The following is a 19747-nucleotide window of genomic DNA, read 5'->3' as shown; positions in this document are numbered from 1 at the left end:
AAGCTTCCAGACAGCTGGAGTGAGTTGCCGATGACCTGTCCAGCGCTCCCCGACGGATTCGACTTCACCGACCCCGACCTGCTCCAGAGCCGAGTGCCGCTGCCGGAGTTCGCCGAACTGCGCCGGGCCGAACCGGTGCGCTGGATCCCGCAGTCGAGCAATCTCGCCGGCTTCCAGGACGAGGGGTACTGGGCGGTGACGCGGCACGCGGACGTCAAGTTCGTCTCGACGCACCCCGAGATCTTCTCGTCGTACCTCAACACGGCGATCATCCGCTTCAACGACCGTATCGAGCGGGACGCGATCGACGCGCAGCGCCTGATCCTGCTGAACATGGACCCGCCGGAGCACACCCGGGTCCGCGGGATCGTCCAGCGGGTCTTCACGCCGAGGGCCATCCGCGCCCTGGAGGAACGCCTGCGCAACCGCGCCCACGCGATCGTCGAGGCGGCCCGTGCGCACCCCGGCGACTCCTTCGACTTCGTCACCCAGGTCGCCTGCGAACTGCCCCTCCAGGCCATCGCCGAGCTCATCGGCATCCCGCAGGACGACCGGGCGAAGATCTTCGACTGGTCCAACAAGATGATCTCGTACGACGATCCGGAGTACGCGATCAGCGAGGAGGTCGGGCAGGAGTCGGCCATGGAGGTCATCGCCTACGCGATGAACATGGCGGCCGACCGCAAGCAGTGCCCGGCGAAGGACATCGTCACCACGCTGGTGGCGGCGGAGGACGAAGGCAACCTGAACTCCGACGAGTTCGGCTTCTTCGTGCTGATGCTGGCGGTGGCGGGCAACGAGACCACCCGCAACGCCATCACCCACGGCATGCACGCCTTCCTCACCCACCCCGACCAGTGGGACCTCTACAAGTCCGAACGCCCCTCGACGGCGGCGGAGGAGATCGTCCGCTGGGCCACCCCGGTCAACGCCTTCCAGCGCACGGCGACCCAGGACACGGAGCTCGGCGGCAAGCAGATCAAGAAGGGCGACCGGGTGGGCATCTTCTACGCCGCCGCCAACCACGACCCCGAGGTCTTCACCGACCCCGACGTCTTCGACATCACCCGGGACCCCAACCCCCACCTCGGCTTCGGCGGCGGAGGCCCCCACTACTGCCTCGGCAAGTCCCTGGCCGTCCTGGAAATCGACCTGATCTTCAACGCCATAGCCGACGCCATGCCGAACCTACGCCCGGCGGGCGACCCCCGCCGCCTGCGCTCGGCGTGGATCAACGGGGTCAAGGAGCTACAGGTCACGCTCAGTTGAGGTCTTCTGTCTTTTGTCTTTTAGGGGCGCGGGGAACTGCGCGACAAGCCACGACGGCGCCGCACCTTCCGACCGAGCCCGAGGCCCCTGAAACACATAAGACAACCCGAACCCCCCGGCAACCACCACCGCACCCCCCACCGCATCCAGCACCCAGTGATTCCCGGTGGCCACGATCGCCGACACCGTGAACAACGGATGCAGCAACCCCAGCGCCTTCATCCACCACTTGGGCGCGATGACCGCGATCACGACCCCGCACCACAGCGACCACCCGAAGTGCAGCGAGGGCATCGCCGCGTACTGGTTCGTCAGCGCGGTCAGAGTCCCGTAGTCCGGCTTCGAGAAGTCCTGCACGCCGTGCACGGTGTCGATGATCCCGAGTTCCGGCATCAGGCGCGGCGGGGCGAGCGGATAGAGCCAGAACCCGACCAGGGCCAGGAGCGTCGTGAACCCCAGCGACGCCCGGGCCCACCGGTAGTCCACCGGCCGCCGCCAGTACAGGACGGCCAGCACGCTCAGCGGCACCACGAAGTGGAACGACTCGTAGTAGAAGTCGAAGAAGTTCCGCAGCCAGTCGACCTTGACCACCGCGTGGTTGACCCAGTGCTCGATGTCGATGTGCAGCCACCGCTCGATGTCCAGGATCTGGTGGCCGTGCTTCTCGGCGGTCAGCCGCCCCGCGGAGTTGCTGCCCCCGGTCGCCGCGAGCCGCACCTGCTGGTACGCGGCGTAGGTGACACGAATAAGCATCAACTCGAGAAGGAGGTTCGGACGCGTCAGCACCCGCCGCAGGAACGGCAGCAACGGCACCCAGCGCAGCCGCGCCGGGACCGGGGCGGCGTACTCCGTGGGGATCGGCGTCCGGTAGTACGGGGAGGTCCGGGACAGGAACGGGATCACCGTGGCGGCGGCGAGCGCGGCCAGCAGCACCACGTTGTCCCGCAGGGTGTAGAGCGCCGAGATGTGCGGCAGCAGCATCTTCGCCGGCAGGGTCATCACCACGACGACCGCGACCGGCCACACCAGCCGGTCGGAGGCCCGCTTGCCGACCCGCCCGACGACCGCGAGCAGCACCCACAGCAGCTGGTGCTGCCAGGTCGTCGGCGAGACGGCGATCGCCGCGCACCCGGTGATCGCGACGGCGAGCAGCAGCTGTCCGTCGCGCGCGTAGCGCACGGCCCGGCGCACGCCCAGCACGGCGACGCCCGCGCCGAGGGCCAGGAAGAGCCCGATCTCCAGCGGCCCGGAGACGCCGAGGCGCAGCAGCAGGCCGTGCAGCGACTGGTTCGCGAGGTCGTCGGCGGAGCCGCCGAGCCCGGTCCCGGCGATGTGGTGCACCCAGTAGGTGTACGAGTCGTGCGGCATCGCGGCCCAGGCCAGCGCGGTGCTCGCGGCGAAGGTCACCCCCGTGGTGAGGGCGGCCTGGCGGCGGCCGGTGAACCAGAGCAGGGGCGCGAAGAGCAGGACTGTCGGCTGGAGGGCGGCGGCGAGGCCGATCAGCACACCGCTGAGCCGCTCCCCGCGGACGGTGAAGCAGGCGACCAGGACCAGCAGGACCGGGATGACGCTGGTCTGCCCGAGGTAGAGCGTGTTGCGCACCGGCAGCGACAGCATGAGGAGGCTGAGCGCGACGGGCGCGGCGAGCAGCGAGGCCCGGCGGGTGACCGGCTGGGGCAGGGCGCGGGCGACGACGAGACCGAGCGCGACGACCAGCAGGAGCGTGCCGAAGGTCCAGCCCCAGCCGAGGGCCTGCTCGGCGGCCCGGGTGAGCGGCTTGAGGACGAGTCCCCCGAAAGGGGTGCCGGTGAACTCCGTCGTGTCGTACAGCGCCCCCTTCACGTGCAGGACGCCGTCCGGGCCGACCCAGGTCTCCAGGTCCGTCAGCCGGTCGCCCTCGGGGGTCCTGAGGACGACGGCCAGCTGTCTCGCGGCGAGGACGGCCGCCACCAGCCACAGGACGAGTCTGGCCGCGCGCAGCCGCGCCTGGACAGTCGTCACCGGTCGCCCACTGTGCTCCGCATTAGCCACGCCGCGTCGGCCTCCCGCTCGCTTCGGTACGCGTCCCCGGGGTGAGACGCGGGAAACCCGCGCTTCACCTGACAGCCGCCTACCTTTTGTCCGAATGACGATAGTCCGCCCAGGAGAGTCGTCCCGCACCCGGGGCGCGAGATGGATCACATGTGGCCAGGAAAGACGCATTCCCGACCGGTCACCGGGCAGGCGGACACGGCACCACCGTCCGTGTCCCCGTCGAAAGGCAGGTGAGCGCAGCCTTGCCGGCAGCTCCGGTCCTCGCGCCCCCCGTCCGCACCCCCGAACCCACCGTCGTCGACCCCGCGCTCGTCAAGCGCGCGGTGAAGGCGGCGGCGCTGGGCAACGCCATGGAGTGGTTCGACTTCGGCGTCTACAGCTACATCGCCGTCACGCTGGGCAAGGTCTTCTTCCCGTCCGGCAACCCGACGGCGCAGTTGCTGTCGACGTTCGGCGCCTTCGCCGCGGCCTTCCTGGTCCGCCCGCTCGGCGGCCTGGTCTTCGGCCCGCTGGGCGACCGCGTGGGCCGCCAGAAGGTCCTCGCGCTGACCATGATCATGATGGCGGCGGGCACCTTCGCGATCGGCCTGATCCCGTCGTACGCCACGATCGGCGTCGGAGCGCCCCTGCTGCTGCTCCTGGCCCGTCTAGTCCAGGGTTTCTCGACCGGTGGCGAGTACGCGGGCGCGTCGACCTTCATCGCCGAGTACGCCCCCGACAAGCGGCGCGGCTTCCTCGGCAGCTGGCTGGAGTTCGGCACGCTGGCCGGCTACATCGGCGGCGCGGGCCTGGTCACCCTCATGACGGCCCTGCTGTCCACCGAGGACCTGGTGTCCTGGGGCTGGCGGATCCCGTTCCTGATCGCGGGCCCGATGGGCGTCGTGGGCCTCTATCTGCGGCTGCGCCTGGAGGAGACCCCGGCGTTCGCGGCCGAGGTCGAGAAGGCCGAGACGAGCCGCCCGAAGGTCCCGCTGCGCGAGATGATCACCGGCCAGTGGCGGGCGCTGCTGCTCTGCGTCGGTCTGGTGCTGGTCTTCAACGTCACCGACTACATGCTGCTGTCGTACATGCCGAGCTATCTGACCAGCGAACTCAAGTACGACGAGACGCACGGCCTGCTGGTCGTCCTCGCCGTGATGGCGCTGATGATGATCGTCCAGCCGTTCGCGGGCGCACTGACCGACCGGGTGGGCCGCCGTCCCGTGATCGCCGCGGGCTGCGCGGGCTTCCTGTGCCTCTCCGTCCCGGCGCTGCTGCTGATCCGCCAGGGCAGCCTGTTCGCCATCGCGCTCGGCATGGGCGCGCTGGGCCTGCTCCTGGTCTGCTTCACCTCGGCGATGCCGTCCGCGCTCCCCGCCCTGTTCCCGACCAGGGTGCGCTACGGCTCCCTGTCGGTCGGCTTCAACATCTCGGTGTCCCTCTTCGGCGGGACGACCCCGCTGGTGGTGACGGCCCTGATCGGCGCGACCGGGAACATGATGATGCCCGCCTACTACATGATGGCCGCGGCCGTGATCGGCGGTGTGGCGGTGTGGTTCATGACGGAGTCGGCGGGACGGCCGCTGCCCGGTTCGCCCCCGCAGCGGTGACCGCCGGGCTATATTCGTCAGCGCCACTAGTTAGCTGACCTAACTACCGGTGTGGCCGGCCACACGAAAGGCGCAGGCGCATGAGCGAGTCGCAGCTCTGGGACGACGTCGACGACTACTTCACCACCCACCTGGCACCCGAGGACGAGGCGCTGCGGGCGGCCGTCCGCGACAGCGAGGCCGCCGGGCTGCCGCCCGTCGCCGTGACCGCGCCCCAGGGCAAGCTCCTCCAGCTCCTGGCCCAGATCCAGGGCGCCCGCACGGTCCTGGAACTCGGCACGCTCGGCGGCTACAGCACCATCTGGCTGGCCCGCGCCCTGCCCGCCGACGGCCGCCTGGTCTCCCTGGAGTACAGCCCGGTCCACGCCGAGGTCGCCACCCGCAACCTCGCCCGCGCCGGCCTCGACAAGGTCGTCGAGGTACGGGTGGGCCCGGCCCTGGAGTCCCTCCCCCGCCTGGCCGAGCAGCACCCGCCGCCCTTCGACCTCGTCTTCATCGACGCCGACAAGGGCAACAACCCGCACTACCTGGAGTGGGCGATCAAGCTGACCGCTCCGGGCAGCCTGATCGTCGTGGACAACGTCGTACGAGGCGGCCGGGTCGCCGACCCGGCCAACCCGGCCACCGACGTCCAGGGCACCCGCACCGCCCTCGAACTGATCGGCCGCCACCCGAAGTTGAGCGCCACGGCGATCCAGACGGTGGGCAGCAAGGGGTACGACGGGTTTGCGCTGGCGCGGGTGCTGGCCTAGGTCTCGTGGTCGGGGTTCCCGGTCAGGTCTCGTGATAGAAGCCGACGTTGACGCTGCGCGGGGCGGTGCGGTCGCGGATGATGATCTCGCCGTTGCCGCCCCGGGGCAGGGTCACGCTGCCGCCGTAGACGAGCGGTTGCGCGTACGCGCCGGCCACCAGCTGTACCTCGGACGAGGGATCGGGCTGCGAGCCCTGGAGCCAGGTCACCTGCCAGACACCCTCAGGGCCGCACAGGAACTCCAGATGCACTCTGGAGACGAACAGCCAGTCGTCCGGCGTCGAGAGCCGGCACACGGACTGGTCCCGGCCCACACGCAGCACGGTGCCCGGGTCACTGGGCGCTTCGGCCATCTGCATCCCGGCCGTGGCACCCTCCTCCGCCGCGGTGACGACGGCCATGGTGAGTTCGAGCACGTGCGCTCCTCCTGAACGTTCCTTGCGCGGCGCCCCCGTTGGACCACCGCCGCCGCATGATAAATCGCCCGGCACGGCGGTGTCCGGCGGTGTCCGGCGCCAACGCACGTGTACGACCGGCCCGCGGCCTCCCCAAGGGCGGCGAGCCGGTCGCACGTGCGGTGTACGTCAGCCGCGCAGCAGCCGCTCCGCCAGCTCGCGGTAGTCCCGCAGGACCAGCCGCAGTTGCTCGGTGTCGGCGGCCGTCGCGGCCTTGTCGTTGCCGGTCTCCCAGGAGGTGCGCAGGGTGCCGCGGCGCTGCTTCAGCGCGTCCGCGAAGCGGGTGGCGGCTTCCTCCAGGACGCGGTCCGCCTCCTCCACGGCGGTTCGGGGTTCGTCGACGAAGGTGGCGACGGCTTGGTGGAGGCGGGTGGTGAGCTTGTCGGACTCGTCGTGAGGGAGGAGAGGGGAGGTGTGGTCGGGGGTTCCGGTGGGTGTGTTGGTGTTGGTGCGGGTGCCCTTGCCCGTCGGGGTGTCGTGGTGTCGGTCGGTCTCCTTGCCGAAGGGGGTTCGGCCGGGGGGTGCGGTCTCGGTCTCGCGGGCGGTGGTGGGGGCCTCCGACTGGGTGGGGGTCACCAGGGGGCTGTGTCCTTCCGTGGCTTTGTCGGCCATGCCGTTCAACTTCCCTTCGCCTGACGCCTGTTGAATGCCCACGGCAGATGGCCCCGACTGTCGCTGCGACCGTCTCGCGGCTGGCCCGCGTCCGGATGGGCCCCGTCGGTGGGCGTACGGGACTCCTCGCGCTTGCCCGGCGCCCCGACGAGGTCCTCGAACAGGGCCCGTGCCTCGACCATGGCGGCGCGCATGTCCTCGGTCTCCGTCCCGCCGTCAGCCGTGTGCACCCTCCGGTACCCGTGCACATGGTGTGCGTGGTGGACGGACAGCGCAGCGAACTGCTCGTCGTACTTCCCGCCGCCTGGGAAACCCCGGGCCTCGGCGAGTTCGGCCAGCAGCCGGTCGGCCTCGGCGACGGCTTCCCTCGGGGAGTCGACGAAGCGCTCCTGGGCGGCGGTCCAGCGGGCCTCGTACCGCTGGCGCTCCGCCGGCTCCAGCGGCTGCTCGCGCAGGGATCCGTGCCGCTCCACGCGCTCGGTGAGCTCGCGCTCGGCGGCCTTCTCGTCCCCGTCGTGCCGGGCCACGGTCCGGTCGTACTCGGGTCCGAAGCGGCGCTTCAGGCTGCGGCCGTGCTGGGGGTGGCGGGTGCGTAGGGTGATTACGGCCGCCACGACGAGGACGGCCGCCACGATCACGATCAAAGCGATGATCAGGCCTGTTGACATGTCTGCCGGGTTGCCCTGAACAATTTATTCAAACCGCCTCCGCATGTGTGTGCGCCAGAATCGGGCCATGCCGACAAGTACGCGTCTGTGTCTGCGGGTTCGGTGGGGGCGGGCGTTTTGCGCAGTTCCCCGCGCCCCTGGGGCCTGCGGCGGCCCGCTCGGCCCCGGTGGGGCCTGCTGTAGCGCGTTCGGTCCGGTGGTGGGGTCGGGGCCGGGGTGGGGGGTATCCGTCCTCGGTCCGGCGGCTCGGTCACTCAAAGAGGTGCTCGGTTATGGACGCCGGCCGCTGCGGGCGGACACCCCCCACCCCGTCCCCTGCGCGCCGTCGGCGACCAGCGGCCCGTGGTGGCGCGCGTGGGGCGCCGCGGTCGAGGGGAGCGTGTATCGGCGCAGGCCAGCTGCAACTCCTCAGGGGCGCGGGGAACTGCGCGACAAGCCACGACGCACCCGCACACGCCAAACAACCGAACCCGGCACCCTACAACCGCGCCACACTCCCCCCACCCGGCCGCTCCCGATCAGACCCGCACAGCTCGTCGTTCAGCTCGCGTACCAGATCCGTCAGATCGGTAGGTCGATCCGGACCCCACCAGTCCCCCAACAGCTCGGCCAGAGACGCTTCCCGGGCCGAAGCGAGGTCTGTGGCGACTTCTCGGCCGCGGGCGGTGAGGAGGAGTTCGAGGCCGGTGCGTTCGGCGAGGCCGCGTTCCTCTAGTTGTCGGGCACCTTCGATGATCACGGTGACCGGGACCGACGTGCGCTCGGCGAGCAGCGCGGGCTCCACCCAGCCGAACTTGCGCATGCGCAGTACGAGCCAGCTCGCCGCCGGCAGCAGGTCGTACCCCGCGCGGAGGGTGATCTTCTCGTAGACCTCCCGCCGTCCTTCCCGGGTGCCCAGCAGGGACAGCGCCCGGCACACCTCGTCGTAGGACGACCGCTCGACGGGGTTGGAGGCGAGGGTCTCGGTGACGTCGGGGGCCATGACGGAACCCCGCAGACGGTCCTCCTTGAGGAACCACGCCAGCACGAAGCCGAGGAACGCGACGGGAGCGGCGTAGAGGAAGACGTCGGTGATGGAGGAGGCGTAGGCGTGCAGCGCCGCGGGGCGCAGGGCGGCGGGGAGTTCCGTCAGTGCCCGGGAGTCCGACTCGATGCCGGACACCGAGACGCCGGGCGGGAGTTGGGTGCCGCGCAGTGCCTCCGCGAGCTTGTCCCCGAGCCGGTTGGCGAAGACCGTTCCGAAGATGGCCACTCCGAACGACGCCCCGATGGAACGGAAGAAGGTCGCGCCGGACGTGGCCACGCCGAGGTCCTCGTACGACACGGCGTTCTGGACGATCAGCACCAGCACCTGCATGACCAGGCCGAGTCCCAGCCCGAAGACCAGGAAGTACGCGCTCATCACCCACGTGGAACTGTTCTCGTCGAGCCGGTGCAGCAACAGCAGGCCGAGTGTCGTCACCCCGGTCCCCGCCACCGGGAAGACCTTCCACCGCCCGGTGCGGCTCACGATCTGCCCGGACACCGTCGAGGAGAGGAGCAGTCCGAACACCATCGGCAGCATGTGGACGCCGGACATCGTCGGTGAGACGCCCTGCACCACCTGGAGGAAGGTCGGGAGGTAGGTCATCGCGCCGAACATCGCGAAACCGACGATGAAACTGATCACGGCGGACAGCGCGAAGGTCCGCACCCGGAACAGTTTCAAGGGCAACACCGGTTCGGCGGCCCGGCGTTCGGCCCACACGAACCCGACCGCCAGCAATACTCCCAGCAGAGACAGTCCGATGATCTGGGGCGAATCCCATCCCCATGTCGTGCCGCCCAGTGATGCCACGAGGACCAGGCAGGTGGCCACCGCGGCGATGAGGAACGTTCCCAGGTAGTCGATGACATGCTTCTTCGACTTGCGCGGAATCCGCAGCACCACGGCGATCACGGCCAACGCGACCGCGCCCACCGGCAGGTTGACGTAGAACACCCACCGCCAGCTCAGATGCTCGGTGAACAGCCCGCCCAGCAAAGGACCGAGCACGCTCGTCGCGCCGAAGACCGCGCCGAACAGGCCCTGGTAGCGCCCGCGTTCACGGGGTGGCACGAGGTCGCCGACGATCGCCATCGACAGCACCATCAACCCGCCGCCGCCCAGGCCCTGGAGAGCCCGGAAGGCGATCAACTGGGTCATGTCCTGGGCCATTCCGCACAACGCCGACCCGATCAGGAAGATGACGATCGCGGTCTGGAACAGCCGCTTCCGTCCGTACTGGTCGCCGAGCTTGCCCCACAGCGGTGTGGCCGCTGTGGAGGCCAGGAGGTACGCGGTGACCACCCAGGACAGGTGCTCCATGCCGCCGAGGTCGCTCACGATGGTGGGCAGCGCGGTGGACACGATCGTCTGGTCGAGCGCGGCCAGCAGCATCCCGAGCAGCAGGGCCCCGATCGAGACGAGGACGTTGCCGGACACCTGTGGATCTCGCGTGTCTCGCACATTCCCCGTCATACCGTGCGCATCCGCGGTCATGAAGACCTCCCGGGGCTCTCGTTACCTTTCCATCGTGGTCGGTGTGACCGTTTATGGCCTGTCGAGTCCCATTGGAAGCCGGTATTCCGGGGGCTTCCTCACCATGCCTGTGAAGGGGTTCTGCATAATCTCTGGGGTTTGCGAGGGGAGGGACGAACACATGGCGGATACGAACGGCCATCAGTGCCCGGAGTGCGGGGCACCCAGAGGCGCCGACAACACCCCGTCCTGCGGGTGCACACAGCGCGCGTCGGACGCGCTGCGGGAAGCGCGTACGGCGGAGGCGGCCGCGGCGGAGGACTTCGATCCGCTGCGTATACGGCCCTATGTGGAGCTGGAGGGCGAGAACTCCGCGCCCGCGGCCACGGACGTGGTGCCCGTCGTCTCCGACGCCACCATGCCTTTGCGTGCCGTCCCCGCTCCGCCCGCTTCCGTCGATCCGAGCCCGTTCGACACGGAAGCAGCACCCCTCTCCGGCGAGAAGCGTCCTCGGCGGCGCGGGCTGCTCCTCGCCGCCACCGCCGGAGCCGTCGTCGCCGTGGTCGCGGCGGCCGGGTTCGCCAGTGGGCTGTTCGCCTACGAGCCGCCGTCCCGGGACTCCGCCGGGCCGGGGGATCTGCGGCCCGCGGTGCCGGACATGACCACGACCGCTGCCTCGGCTTCCCCGTCCACGGCCGTGGTGCCGTCGGCGCCCGTGTCACCGTCCTCCGCGTCGCCGTCGGCGGCCGGGAGCGCCGGTCCGTCGGGCTCGCCGTCCCCATCCCCGTCCGGCGCCTCGCCCACGCCGTCCCTGTCGGCCGAGCCCTCCGTGACTCCTACGGCGTCCAGCGCGACGGAGGGTCCGGCCAGCCAGTCCGACGCGGAGCGGGAGGCCGTACCGCCGGCTCTTCGGCGGGGGTCGGAGGGGCCCGAGGTCGTGGAGCTGGAGCTGCGGCTCGCCCAGGTCACTCAGCCGCAGCTGTACACGCGCAAGGCGAGCGGGCACTACAACGAGGGTGTCGAGGACGCGGTGAGCCGGTACCAGTGGGCTCGGGGGATTCAGCCGGCGGAGTACGGGGTGTACGACCTGGTGACCCGGGAGCGGCTGGAGTCCGAGACGACGGAGCCGTAGGGTGCGGGACCCGTAAAGGGTTGTCGCACCGCTCCCCGCGGCGCTGAAGGCACTTACCCCACGTGGAGCCGGATCGTGCCGTCCGCTCCGGCTTCCACCTTCACCTGGGTCAGGTCGCGCACGGTCACGTCCGGGCCGTGGAAGCCCGCCCGCGGGCCGATGCCGACCACGCGCATCCCCGCCGCCTTTCCGGCCGCGATCCCCGCGCCCGAGTCCTCGAAGACCACGCAGTCGGCCGGTGCCACGCCCAGTTCCGCCGCGCCCTTAAGGAAGCCTTCCGGGTCCGGCTTGCTCGCGCCCACCGACTCCGCCGTGATGCGGATCTCGGGGAGCGAGAGGCCGGCGGCCGCCATGCGGGCCGTGGCGAGCGGGACGTCGGCGGAGGTCACCAGGGCGTGGGGCAGTCCGTGCAGGGAGGCGAGGAAGGCCGCGGCGCCGGGGATCTCGACGACGCCGTCCGTGTCGGCGGTCTCCTCGGCGAGCATGCGGGTGTTGTCGGCGAGGTTCTGCTCCACGGGGCGGTCGGGGAGCAGGGCGGCCATCGTGGCGTGCCCCTGGCGGCCGTGGGCGACCTTCATGACCTCGTCGGGGTCGAGGCCGTGCCGCTCGGCCCAGCCGCGCCAGATGCGCTCCACGACGGCGTCGGAGTTGACGAGGGTGCCGTCCATGTCGAGCAGGAGGGCGCGGGCGGTGAGCACGGTGGGGGCCGGCATCGGCAACTCCAAGGGCGGGACGGAAGAGACAAGGCGGCCCCGCCCGCCGGTCAGGGAGAACGGGCGGGAGCCACTTTGTTTCTCTACGGTACAAAACCGGGACGGGTTTCCGCCACCGCCCCCGGGATCCGCCCGGAACAGTTCACTCACCGTTCAGCTCAGCCGGCCACGGCCTCCCAGAGGCTCCACAGTCCGAGGGCGAGCATCAGCAGGGCGGCGACCTTGGTGATGAGATTGAGCGGGACCCGCTTCATCAGGGCCTTTCCGCCGACGATGCCGAGTCCGGCGACCGCCCACAGCGCGAGCACCGCGCCGAGGCCGACGGAGAGCGGATCGTCGTAACGGGCCGCGAGGTTGGCCGTCATGATCTGGGTGAGGTCCCCGAACTCGGCGACCAGGATGAGCATGAACCCGGCCCCGGCGACCTTCCAGAAGGACTGGTCCTCGGGCTTGCGGATCTCCTCGTCGCCGTCGTCCTTCTTCAGGAGCAGGACGGCCGCGCCGCCGAGGAAGAGCACACCGGTGAGCGCCTGGACGATCTGCTGGGGCAGCAGGGTCAGCACGCTGCCGGCCGCGACGGCGAGCGCCACATGGAGGGCGAAGGCGGCGGCGACGCCCGCGAAGACGTAGGACGCGCGGTAGCGGGTGCCGAGGACGAGGCCGGCGAGCGCGGTCTTGTCGGGCAGTTCGGCGAGGAAGACGACGCCGAACACGACGGCCGTCACGGTGAAGCTGATCAAGGGTCCTCAATCGGTCGGGCTGCCCCACCGAGAGTGCTGCACCTCACACGAAGACACCTCGGCACGGCAGCACACACGGCACCCGAGCTAGGGGTGGCACGGGCGTGCACTGCTTGCCGAAGGTCTCGCTGGCCGACCCCCGTCACGCGGGTCCGCCTCCGGGCGCCGGCTCAGACGAGCTGAGCAGTATGTCGACGGTCCGGCGAAGAGCTACTCCCCTTCAACTCCGACCAGTCTACGTGATCGTTTCGCGATAAACCTTGTCGTGTCATGTACGCGTCACTAACTTCTTACCGGGCGCACACCTCCCGGCAACACGGCGCGGCGAGCATTCCTTCGCCCGCGCTCCAACACCCCCACCCCGCAAGGGAGTTCGCATGTCGAAGTTCTACGCGCGTCGACGGCTCAGCATACTCGGTGCACTGACCGCCCTCATAGCCTCCGTCGCCGTCCTCAACGGCCCGTCCGCCTCCGCCGCCCTCCCCACCCCGGTCAGCGCGGCCACCGCCCGCAGCTACCTCTCGCAGCTCACCGTGGCGACGGAGAGCCGCACCGGCTACGACCGCGACCTGTTCCCGACGTGGATCACGATCAGCGGCACCTGCAACACCCGTGAGTACATCCTCAAGCGCGACGGCTCGAACGTCGTCACCAACTCCGCCTGCACCGCGACCAGCGGCAGCTGGTACTCCCCGTACGACGGCGCCACCTGGACCGCCGCCTCCGACGTGGACATCGACCACCTGGTCCCGCTCGCCGAGGCCTGGGACTCCGGCGCCAGCGCCTGGACCACCGCCCAGCGCCAGGCCTTCGCCAACGACGTCACCCGCCCGCAGCTCCTCGCCGTCACGGACAACGTGAACCAGTCCAAGGGCGATCAGGACCCGGCGACCTGGATGCCGTCCCTCACCTCGTACCGCTGCACCTACGTGCGCGCCTGGGTCCAGGTGAAGTACTACTACGACCTCTCGGTCGACTCGGCGGAGAAGAGCGCCCTCACCGGCTACCTCGCCAACTGCTGACGATTCAGTAACGGAACCTCCCCGCGGACCTCCGTCGTTCCGTACCGTACGGGGCGACGGAGGAGGATCACGTGGCGGATCTGCGACTGGGCCCACTGCTGAGGTACGTCGACGGCTCGTCCGCGACCGTGTGGGTCGAGACGAGCCGTCCGTGCGCCGCCGAGGTGCGCTGCTCGGACGGCGTGCGCGGGGAGGCCCGGACCTTCCAGGTCGCCGGCCACTACTACGCCCTCGTCCCGGTCGACGGCCTCACCCCGGGCACCGAGCGGTCGTACGAGGTCTTCCTGGACGGCACCCGCGTGTGGCCGCTGCCCGACGCGCCCTTCCCGCCGTCCGTCATCCACACCCCCGCCGCGGACGCCACCGTCCGTGTCGCCTTCGGCTCCTGCCGCTGGGCCGCGCCGCCCGAGGGCGAGAAGGACCCCGTCGGACCCGACGCCCTGGACACCCTCGCGGCCCGGATCGCCGCCGACCCGGACGGCGAACGCCCGGACGTGCTCCTGCTGTTGGGCGACCAGGTCTACGCCGACGAGACCTCCCCGGCCACCCGCGCATGGCTGGCCGCCCGTCGCGATCTGCGCGAGCCGCCGGGCGACCAGGTGGCGGACTACGAGGAGTACACCCACCTCTACTACGAGTCCTGGCTCGATCCCGAGGTGCGCTGGCTGCTGTCCACCGTGCCGAGCTGCGCGATCTTCGACGATCACGACATCATCGACGACTGGAACACCTCCGCGTCCTGGGTCGAGGACATGCGCGCCGTCTCCTGGTGGCGGGAGCGGTTGCTGAGCGGCCTGATGTCGTACTGGGTCTACCAGCACCTGGGCAACCTCGCCCCGGCCGAGCTGGCCACCGACCCGCTCTACGCCGCCGTACGCCAATCCCCCGACGGCACCGACGAGTTGCGCGCCTTCGCCTGCAAGGCCGACGCCGACCCGGCCGCCGTGCGCTGGAGTTACCGGCGCGACTTCGGGCGGGTGCGGCTGCTCATGGTGGACTCCCGCGCGGCCCGTGTCCTCGACGAGGCGAACCGCGCGATGCTGGACCCCGGCGAGGCCGAGTGGCTGCGCGAACAGGTGCTGGCGGACCGCGTCTCCTACGACCACCTCCTGATCGGCACCTCCCTGCCCTGGCTGCTGCCGCACCTGGTGCACGACGCCGAGGCGTGGGACGCGGCGCTGTGCCGGGGTGAACGCGGGGCGCGCTGGGCCCGGTTCGGGGAGGACCTGCGGCGCAAGGCGGACCTGGAGCACTGGGCGGCGTTCCCCAAGTCCTTCACGGCACTGGCGGATCTGATCGCCGAGGCCGGGTCCGGGCCCGAGGCGCCCGCGACGGTCCTGGTGCTGTCGGGGGACGTGCACCACGCGTACGTGGCCGAGCCGAAGTGGTACACCGGCGGGCCCGACGCCCGGGTCCTCCAGCTCACCTGCTCCCCCGTCCACAACTCCGTGCCGCGCTGGATACGGTTCGGCTTCCGCTTCGGCTGGAGCGCGACGGCCCGGGCGCTCGGGCGGCGGCTCGCCCGGCACGGCCGCTGCGAGCGACCGCCGGTGTCCTGGCGGCACACGGGCGGCCCCTGGTTCGGCAACCAGCTCATGACCCTGACGCTGAGCGGGCGTTCGGCCCGGCTGCGGCTCGAACAGGCCCGTGAGACGGACGGGCGGGTACGGCTGCGGACCGTCTCCGAGTCCGAACTCACCGGTGAGAGCGGGCACAAGAAGTCCCGAATCACCCGCTGATCGACCTGTTCCGGCCCTTTGCTGTGCCCGTGGCACGGGATGCTCGTGACGCATCCCACAGCCCCGCGCCCCGGCCCCGGCACCCCCTGCTCCCGACGGCATGATGAGGCGGACCGTCCGCTTCCGGCGAAGCTCCACGGCTCCGCCACGCGCCCCACACGCCCGGGAGTCCTCCCCTTGCCCGCACCGACTCCGGACCCCGTGCCCGTCTCCGTCGCCCTGGTCGGCGCCGGTCCCCGCGGCACCAGCGTCCTGGAACGCCTCTGCGCCTCCGCCCCCGAACTCCTCCCGCCCGGCACCCACTTGACGGTCCATGTCGTCGATCCGTCCCCACCGGGCCCCGGCCGCGTGTGGCGCCCCGCCCAGTCCCCCGACCTGCTGATGAACACGGTGGCCTCCCAGGTGACCCTGTTCACGGACGACAGCGTGGACTGCTCGGGACCGGTACGGCCGGGGCCGAGCCTGTGGGAGTGGGCGCGCGGGGAGCCGGAGGGGCGGCTGGGGTGCGAGGGGCGGCTGGGGCCTGACGACTATCCGACGCGGGCCCGGTACGGGCGCTACCTGGAGTGGGTGTTCGCTCGGGTCGTGTCGGAGGCGCCCGGGACGGTGGCGGTTCGGACGCACCCCGCGCGGGCCGTACGGCTCGACGAACGGCCCGACGGACGGCAGGAGTTGACGCTGGACGACGGGAGCGTGCTGGGCGGCCTGTCCGCCGTGGTGCTCGCCCAGGGGCATCTGCCGGTCGTCGCCGACGCGGCGCAGCGGCGGCACGGCGCCCACGCCGAGCGGCACGGCCTGCTGCACGTCCCGCCCGCCAACCCCGCCGACGTGGACCTGTCCCGCGTCCGCCCTGCCGAGCCGGTGCTCCTGCGCGGCCTCGGCCTGAACTTCTTCGACCACATGGCCCTGCTCACGACCGGCCGCGGCGGCCGTTTCGTCCGCTCGTCCACCGGCGCCCCGCGCTACCTCCCCTCGGGCAACGAGCCGCGCCTGTACGCCGGTTCACGCCGTGGCGTGCCGTACCAGGCGCGCGGCGACAACACCAAGGGGCCCTACGGCCGCCACCTCCCCCTCGTCCTCACCGAGGAGACCATCGCCCGCTTCCGCAAACGCGCCGACTCCGGCGAGGCCCCCGACTTCCTGACGGAGATATGGCCGCTGGTGGCGAAGGAGGTGGAGACGGTCTACTACCAAGCCCTGGTGAGGAAAGGGGAGTTCCGGGACCGCTTCCTCGCCGCGGACCACCGCGGTCCCGAAGAGGCCGCCGTACTGGACGAGTTCGGCGTCCCGCACGCCGACCGCTGGTCCTGGGACCGGATTTCACGGCCGTACGCCGGACAGGTCTTCACGGACCCGGACGGCTGGCGGACCTGGCTGCTCGGCCATCTCCGGCAGGACGCCGCCGAGGCCGCCCGCGGCAATGTCGACGGCCCGCTGAAGGCCGCCCTCGACGTGCTGCGCGACCTGCGCAACGAACTGCGGCGGATCGTCGACCACGGCGGCCTCGCGGGCCCCTCCCGCCGGGACCACCTGGACCGCTGGTACACCCCGCTCAACGCCTTCCTCTCCATCGGCCCGCCCCGCCGCCGGATCGAGGAGCTGGCCGCGCTGGTCGAGGCGGGCGTGGTCGAGGTGCTGGGCCCCCGCCTGGAGGTGCGCGAGGAGCACGGGGGCTGGCTCGCGCGGTCGCCCGAGGTGCCGGGGTCCGCCGTACGCGTGACCACCCTCGTCGAGGCCCGGCTCCCGGAGCCCGACCTGCGCCGCACTGCCGACGACCTGCTCGCCCGGCTGCTGAAGACGGGCCAGTGCCGACCGCACACCGTGGACGGCCACGAGACCGGCGGACTGGACGTCAGCCGGCGCCCGTATCACCTGATAGACCGTCAAGGACGTTCCCACACAAGGCGGTTCGCGTTCGGGGTGCCCACGGAGGGCGTGCACTGGGTGACCGCGGCGGGCGCCCGTCCGGGCGTGGATTCGGTCACACTTTCGGACGCGGACGCGGTGGCGAGAGCGGTTCTACGTGCGGCCACCGCCGGGACGGAGGGGAAACCTGAGGCGAACTCATGGCCGAATGTTGAACTTGCAAGCGTTGATTAGGCCTGCCTAACGTGGATGGCTCATCCGGTCCCACCCCCCTAGGGCCTGTCTCCTCGAAGATTTCTAAGAGTGCCGCTCCGGCTGGTAGGCGGGGTGCTCGGCATACGACTGGGCAAGGAGACGAATCGCATAGGTGAGGCCCTCGTGACGCGGGTCTTCAGGATCCATGGCCGTGTAGTCCCGTACCAGCATGTCGATTAGGTCGAGCATGGGCAGGTGACTGTCGAGCAGTGCTTCGCCGCCGAACGTCTGGGCGACGTAGGCGTAGGCGTGGTTGTCCTCCTCGATGCGAGCACGGAGGAACTTCAGGAGGTCGTCCATGCGCTCATCTTCGCGCGCCGTTGTCCGCCTCTGTGAGGCGTTCCCGTAATCGTCGGAGGTCAGCTGCTGGTCCAGATGAGGATGGCGGCAAGGTGAAGTGCGGCCTGATAGGCAAGGGCGAGTTTGTCGGTCCGCATGGCCAGGCCCCGCCACTGTTTGAGGCGCGCGATGCAGCGTTCGACGCTGTTGCGTTCTTTGTATGCCTCGCCGTCGAAGCCTGGTGGACGGCCTCCAGCGCGGCCTCGCCTGAGGCGGTGACCGATCTGGTCGGCAGGCTGCGGGATGACGGCTCGGATGCCGCGGCGGCGGAGATGCGTGCGGATTGCGCGGGAGGAGTAGGCCCGGTCGGCGAGGACGAGTGCCGGTCGAGTCCTCGGTCTGCCAAGTCCCGTTCTTGGAACCCGGATTCTGGCCATGACTGCCTCGAAGGCCGGGGCGTCACCGGCCTGTCCAGCGGTGACGTGCAGGGCTAACGGCCGCGCCCGGCTGTCACTGGCTAGGTGGACTTTCGTGCTCAGGCCACCGCGGGAGCGTCCGAGCGCATGATCGTGAGGTTCTGATCGTTCGGCTGCCCCCTTTTCCTGGCACCGACTGCGTGCTGGTGGGCCCGGCAGATAGTTGAGTCCACCGACACCGTCCAGCCCACGTCGTCACCGGCGTCCGCTGCGGCGAGAATTGCCGAGAGAATCCGTTCCCAGGTTCCGTCAACGGCCCATCTGAGCAGGCGTTTATGCGCGGTCTGGAACGAGCCCAGCTCACAGGGAAGATCCCGCCATGGGGAGCAGGTGCGGTACTTCCATGCGATGGCCTCAAGGGTTCGACGGTGGTCGGCCCACCTTCGACCCCGGGCCGGATCGGCCGGCATGAGCGGCTCGATCCGGTCCCACATCGCATCAGTGATCACTAACCGGACAGGCATATCCGATCAACCGACCAACCCATCAAAGAGACACGCTCTAGGTGACCCCTATGGGACCGGCCGACCGAAGGAGTCCCCCACATGACCGGACGCCTCAACAGCGCCCAGCCATTCGCCCTCGGCCTCTACCGCATCGTCGTCGGCCTGCTCTTCCTCTGTCACGGCGCCGCCTCGCTCTTCGGCGTCCTCGGCCGCGCCGCGGGCACCGACGGCGGCACCGTCGAAGCCGGCACCTGGCCCGGCTGGTACGCCGCCGTGATCCAGCTCGTCGGCGGCGGCCTCGTCCTGCTCGGCCTGGGCACCCGCGCCGCCGCGTTCGTCGCCTCGGGTTCCATGGCGTACGCGTACTTCAAGGTCCACCAGCCGATGGGCCTGTGGCCCATGGAGAACGGCGGCGAGGCCTCCGCGATGTTCTGCTGGGCCTTCCTGCTGCTGGTCTTCACCGGCTCCGGCGCGTTCGGCCTGGACCGGCTGTTCGTGAAGCGGGCGGTGCGGGAGCGGAGGCCGGCGGCGGAGCCGGTGGCTGTCTGAGACGGTGGCCGTCCGAGTCCATCGCGTACGGTGCCCTCCTCCGCGTTCGTGGGGAGGGCACCGGTGTGTCCGGTCCCGTTCAGGAGGTGCCGGCGGTCCAGCCGAAGGGGACCGTGAAGCAGGCCACGCGGGTGCCGTGGGTGCCGGGCATGTCGTGGACGACGACCGAGGACGCCTCGCCCCGGCGGAAACCCCAGCCGTGCCGGGCGCTCGCCTCGCCCGCACCGTCGTCGTCGGCCGTGAAGTCGAGCCAGACCTCGTTGTCGGCGTTGACGTCGGCGGGGTCCGTGGAGGGGCGGTGCTGGTAGTGGCCGCCCGCCGCGGCGGGGTCGGCGGCGCAGGGCTTCTGGTGCACGTGGACGCCGTACGCGTGACCGGGCCGCAGTCCCGCCACCCTCAGCCGCACGGTGGTCGCGCCCTGTTCCTCGGTGCGCTGGCTCACCTCGATCCAGGCGGCGGCCGGGACCAGGTCCATGTCGTACGTGACGGCGGCGGACGGGAGGAGGGCGGTGGGGGGTGCGAAGCGGGCGTCGGTCCTCATCCAGTAGCCGTCCGGTCCGGAGGGGCCTGTTGCGAGTACGGCCGCGGCGAGGGCGCTCGCGCATATGCCTGCCACCATGATCTGTACCGTCCCTTGCGTTCGCGTGCGGGT

The 19747-nt window shown here is 70.7% G+C and carries 18 protein-coding genes; 8 read left to right on the top strand and 10 right to left on the bottom strand.

The features are described 5' to 3' along the window. Positions 1-30: 30 nt before the first annotated feature. Positions 31-1269: a cytochrome P450 gene (locus G3I78_RS26440; protein WP_164428841.1), complete on the top strand. Its 1239-nt coding sequence runs from the start codon at positions 31-33 to the stop codon at positions 1267-1269. Here the strand turns inward: G3I78_RS26440 and G3I78_RS26435 are convergent. Then, entirely contained in the window at positions 1249-3300 is a 2052-nt protein-coding gene (locus tag G3I78_RS26435) for a bifunctional glycosyltransferase 87/phosphatase PAP2 family protein (protein WP_164428839.1), read from the bottom strand. The genes G3I78_RS26440 and G3I78_RS26435 overlap by 21 nt on opposite strands. A gap of 245 nt (positions 3301-3545) precedes the next feature. Here G3I78_RS26435 and proP point away from each other — a divergent pair, with 245 nt between their 5' ends. Together proP and G3I78_RS26425 are read left to right on the top strand one after the other, a co-directional pair. After that, on the top strand, positions 3546-4892 hold the full coding sequence (gene proP / locus G3I78_RS26430) for a glycine betaine/L-proline transporter ProP (protein WP_164428837.1): 1347 nt from the start codon (positions 3546-3548) through the stop codon (positions 4890-4892). A gap of 80 nt (positions 4893-4972) precedes the next feature. Next, on the top strand, positions 4973-5644 hold the full coding sequence (locus G3I78_RS26425) for an O-methyltransferase (protein WP_164428835.1): 672 nt from the start codon (positions 4973-4975) through the stop codon (positions 5642-5644). Positions 5645-5666: 22 nt separating this feature from the next. On the opposite strand, the gene G3I78_RS26420 is transcribed toward G3I78_RS26425, so the two are convergent. From G3I78_RS26420 to G3I78_RS26405, 4 genes are all read right to left on the bottom strand, one after another. Then, positions 5667-6059: a hypothetical protein gene (locus G3I78_RS26420; RefSeq protein WP_164428833.1), complete on the bottom strand. Its 393-nt coding sequence runs from the start codon at positions 6057-6059 to the stop codon at positions 5667-5669. A gap of 168 nt (positions 6060-6227) precedes the next feature. Then, positions 6228-6710, bottom strand: coding sequence for a hypothetical protein (locus tag G3I78_RS26415; RefSeq protein WP_203615539.1), 483 nt, complete (start codon positions 6708-6710; stop codon positions 6228-6230). A gap of 5 nt (positions 6711-6715) precedes the next feature. Next, positions 6716-7378: a hypothetical protein gene (locus G3I78_RS26410; RefSeq protein ID WP_164428830.1), complete on the bottom strand. Its 663-nt coding sequence runs from the start codon at positions 7376-7378 to the stop codon at positions 6716-6718. 478 nt (positions 7379-7856) lie between these two features. Further along, the gene (locus G3I78_RS26405; protein WP_164428828.1) at positions 7857-9899 is read right to left on the bottom strand and encodes an MDR family MFS transporter; all 2043 of its coding nucleotides are present in this window, start codon (positions 9897-9899) and stop codon (positions 7857-7859) included. A gap of 160 nt (positions 9900-10059) precedes the next feature. Between G3I78_RS26405 and G3I78_RS26400 the strand changes: the two genes are divergently transcribed. After that, entirely contained in the window at positions 10060-11010 is a 951-nt protein-coding gene (locus tag G3I78_RS26400; RefSeq protein ID WP_164428826.1) for a peptidoglycan-binding domain-containing protein, read from the top strand. Between the two features lie 53 nt (positions 11011-11063). On the opposite strand, the gene G3I78_RS26395 is transcribed toward G3I78_RS26400, so the two are convergent. After that, positions 11064-11723, bottom strand: a complete 660-nt coding sequence (locus tag G3I78_RS26395; protein WP_164428824.1) for an HAD-IA family hydrolase — start codon at positions 11721-11723, stop codon at positions 11064-11066. Positions 11724-11881: 158 nt separating this feature from the next. Further along, positions 11882-12463 carry a TMEM165/GDT1 family protein gene (locus G3I78_RS26390; RefSeq protein ID WP_164428821.1) on the bottom strand — a complete coding sequence of 194 codons (582 nt, stop codon included), beginning with the start codon at positions 12461-12463 and terminating at the stop codon, positions 11882-11884. A 377-nt stretch (positions 12464-12840) separates the two neighbouring features. On the opposite strand from G3I78_RS26390, the gene G3I78_RS26385 reads away from it, so the two are divergent. From G3I78_RS26385 to G3I78_RS26375, 3 genes are all read left to right on the top strand, one after another. After that, positions 12841-13485 carry an HNH endonuclease family protein gene (locus tag G3I78_RS26385; protein WP_164428819.1) on the top strand — a complete coding sequence of 215 codons (645 nt, stop codon included), beginning with the start codon at positions 12841-12843 and terminating at the stop codon, positions 13483-13485. Between the two features lie 71 nt (positions 13486-13556). Then, positions 13557-15224: an alkaline phosphatase D family protein gene (locus G3I78_RS26380; protein ID WP_164428818.1), complete on the top strand. Its 1668-nt coding sequence runs from the start codon at positions 13557-13559 to the stop codon at positions 15222-15224. Positions 15225-15401: 177 nt separating this feature from the next. Beyond that, entirely contained in the window at positions 15402-17324 is a 1923-nt protein-coding gene (locus G3I78_RS26375) for an FAD/NAD(P)-binding protein (protein ID WP_239158048.1), read from the top strand. Between the two features lie 63 nt (positions 17325-17387). Here the strand turns inward: G3I78_RS26375 and G3I78_RS26370 are convergent, their stop codons facing one another. Both G3I78_RS26370 and G3I78_RS26365 read right to left on the bottom strand, forming a co-directional pair. Further along, positions 17388-17645 (bottom strand): hypothetical protein, encoded by a 258-nt coding sequence (locus tag G3I78_RS26370; RefSeq protein ID WP_164428519.1) that lies wholly within the window; start codon positions 17643-17645, stop codon positions 17388-17390. Positions 17646-17704: 59 nt separating this feature from the next. After that, positions 17705-18564, bottom strand: a protein-coding gene (locus G3I78_RS26365) for an IS5 family transposase (protein ID WP_164428814.1) whose coding sequence is annotated in 2 segments (ribosomal slippage) — positions 17705-18216 and positions 18216-18564 — 861 coding nt in all. Because the reading frame shifts where the segments join, the coding sequence is not laid out codon by codon here. Positions 18565-18645: 81 nt separating this feature from the next. Between G3I78_RS26365 and G3I78_RS26360 the strand changes: the two genes are divergently transcribed. Further along, positions 18646-19095: a DoxX family protein gene (locus G3I78_RS26360; RefSeq protein WP_164428813.1), complete on the top strand. Its 450-nt coding sequence runs from the start codon at positions 18646-18648 to the stop codon at positions 19093-19095. Positions 19096-19174: 79 nt separating this feature from the next. Here G3I78_RS26360 and G3I78_RS26355 read toward each other — a convergent pair whose 3' ends face one another. Continuing rightward, the gene (locus tag G3I78_RS26355) at positions 19175-19714 is read right to left on the bottom strand and encodes a superoxide dismutase family protein (protein ID WP_164428811.1); all 540 of its coding nucleotides are present in this window, start codon (positions 19712-19714) and stop codon (positions 19175-19177) included. Between the last annotated feature and the right edge of the window lie 33 nt (positions 19715-19747).

It is taken from the genome of Streptomyces sp. SID13726, assembly GCF_010548375.1.
In the GTDB taxonomy this organism is placed as follows: domain Bacteria; phylum Actinomycetota; class Actinomycetes; order Streptomycetales; family Streptomycetaceae; genus Streptomyces.
This window is presented reverse-complemented; position numbering and strand designations above follow the sequence as displayed.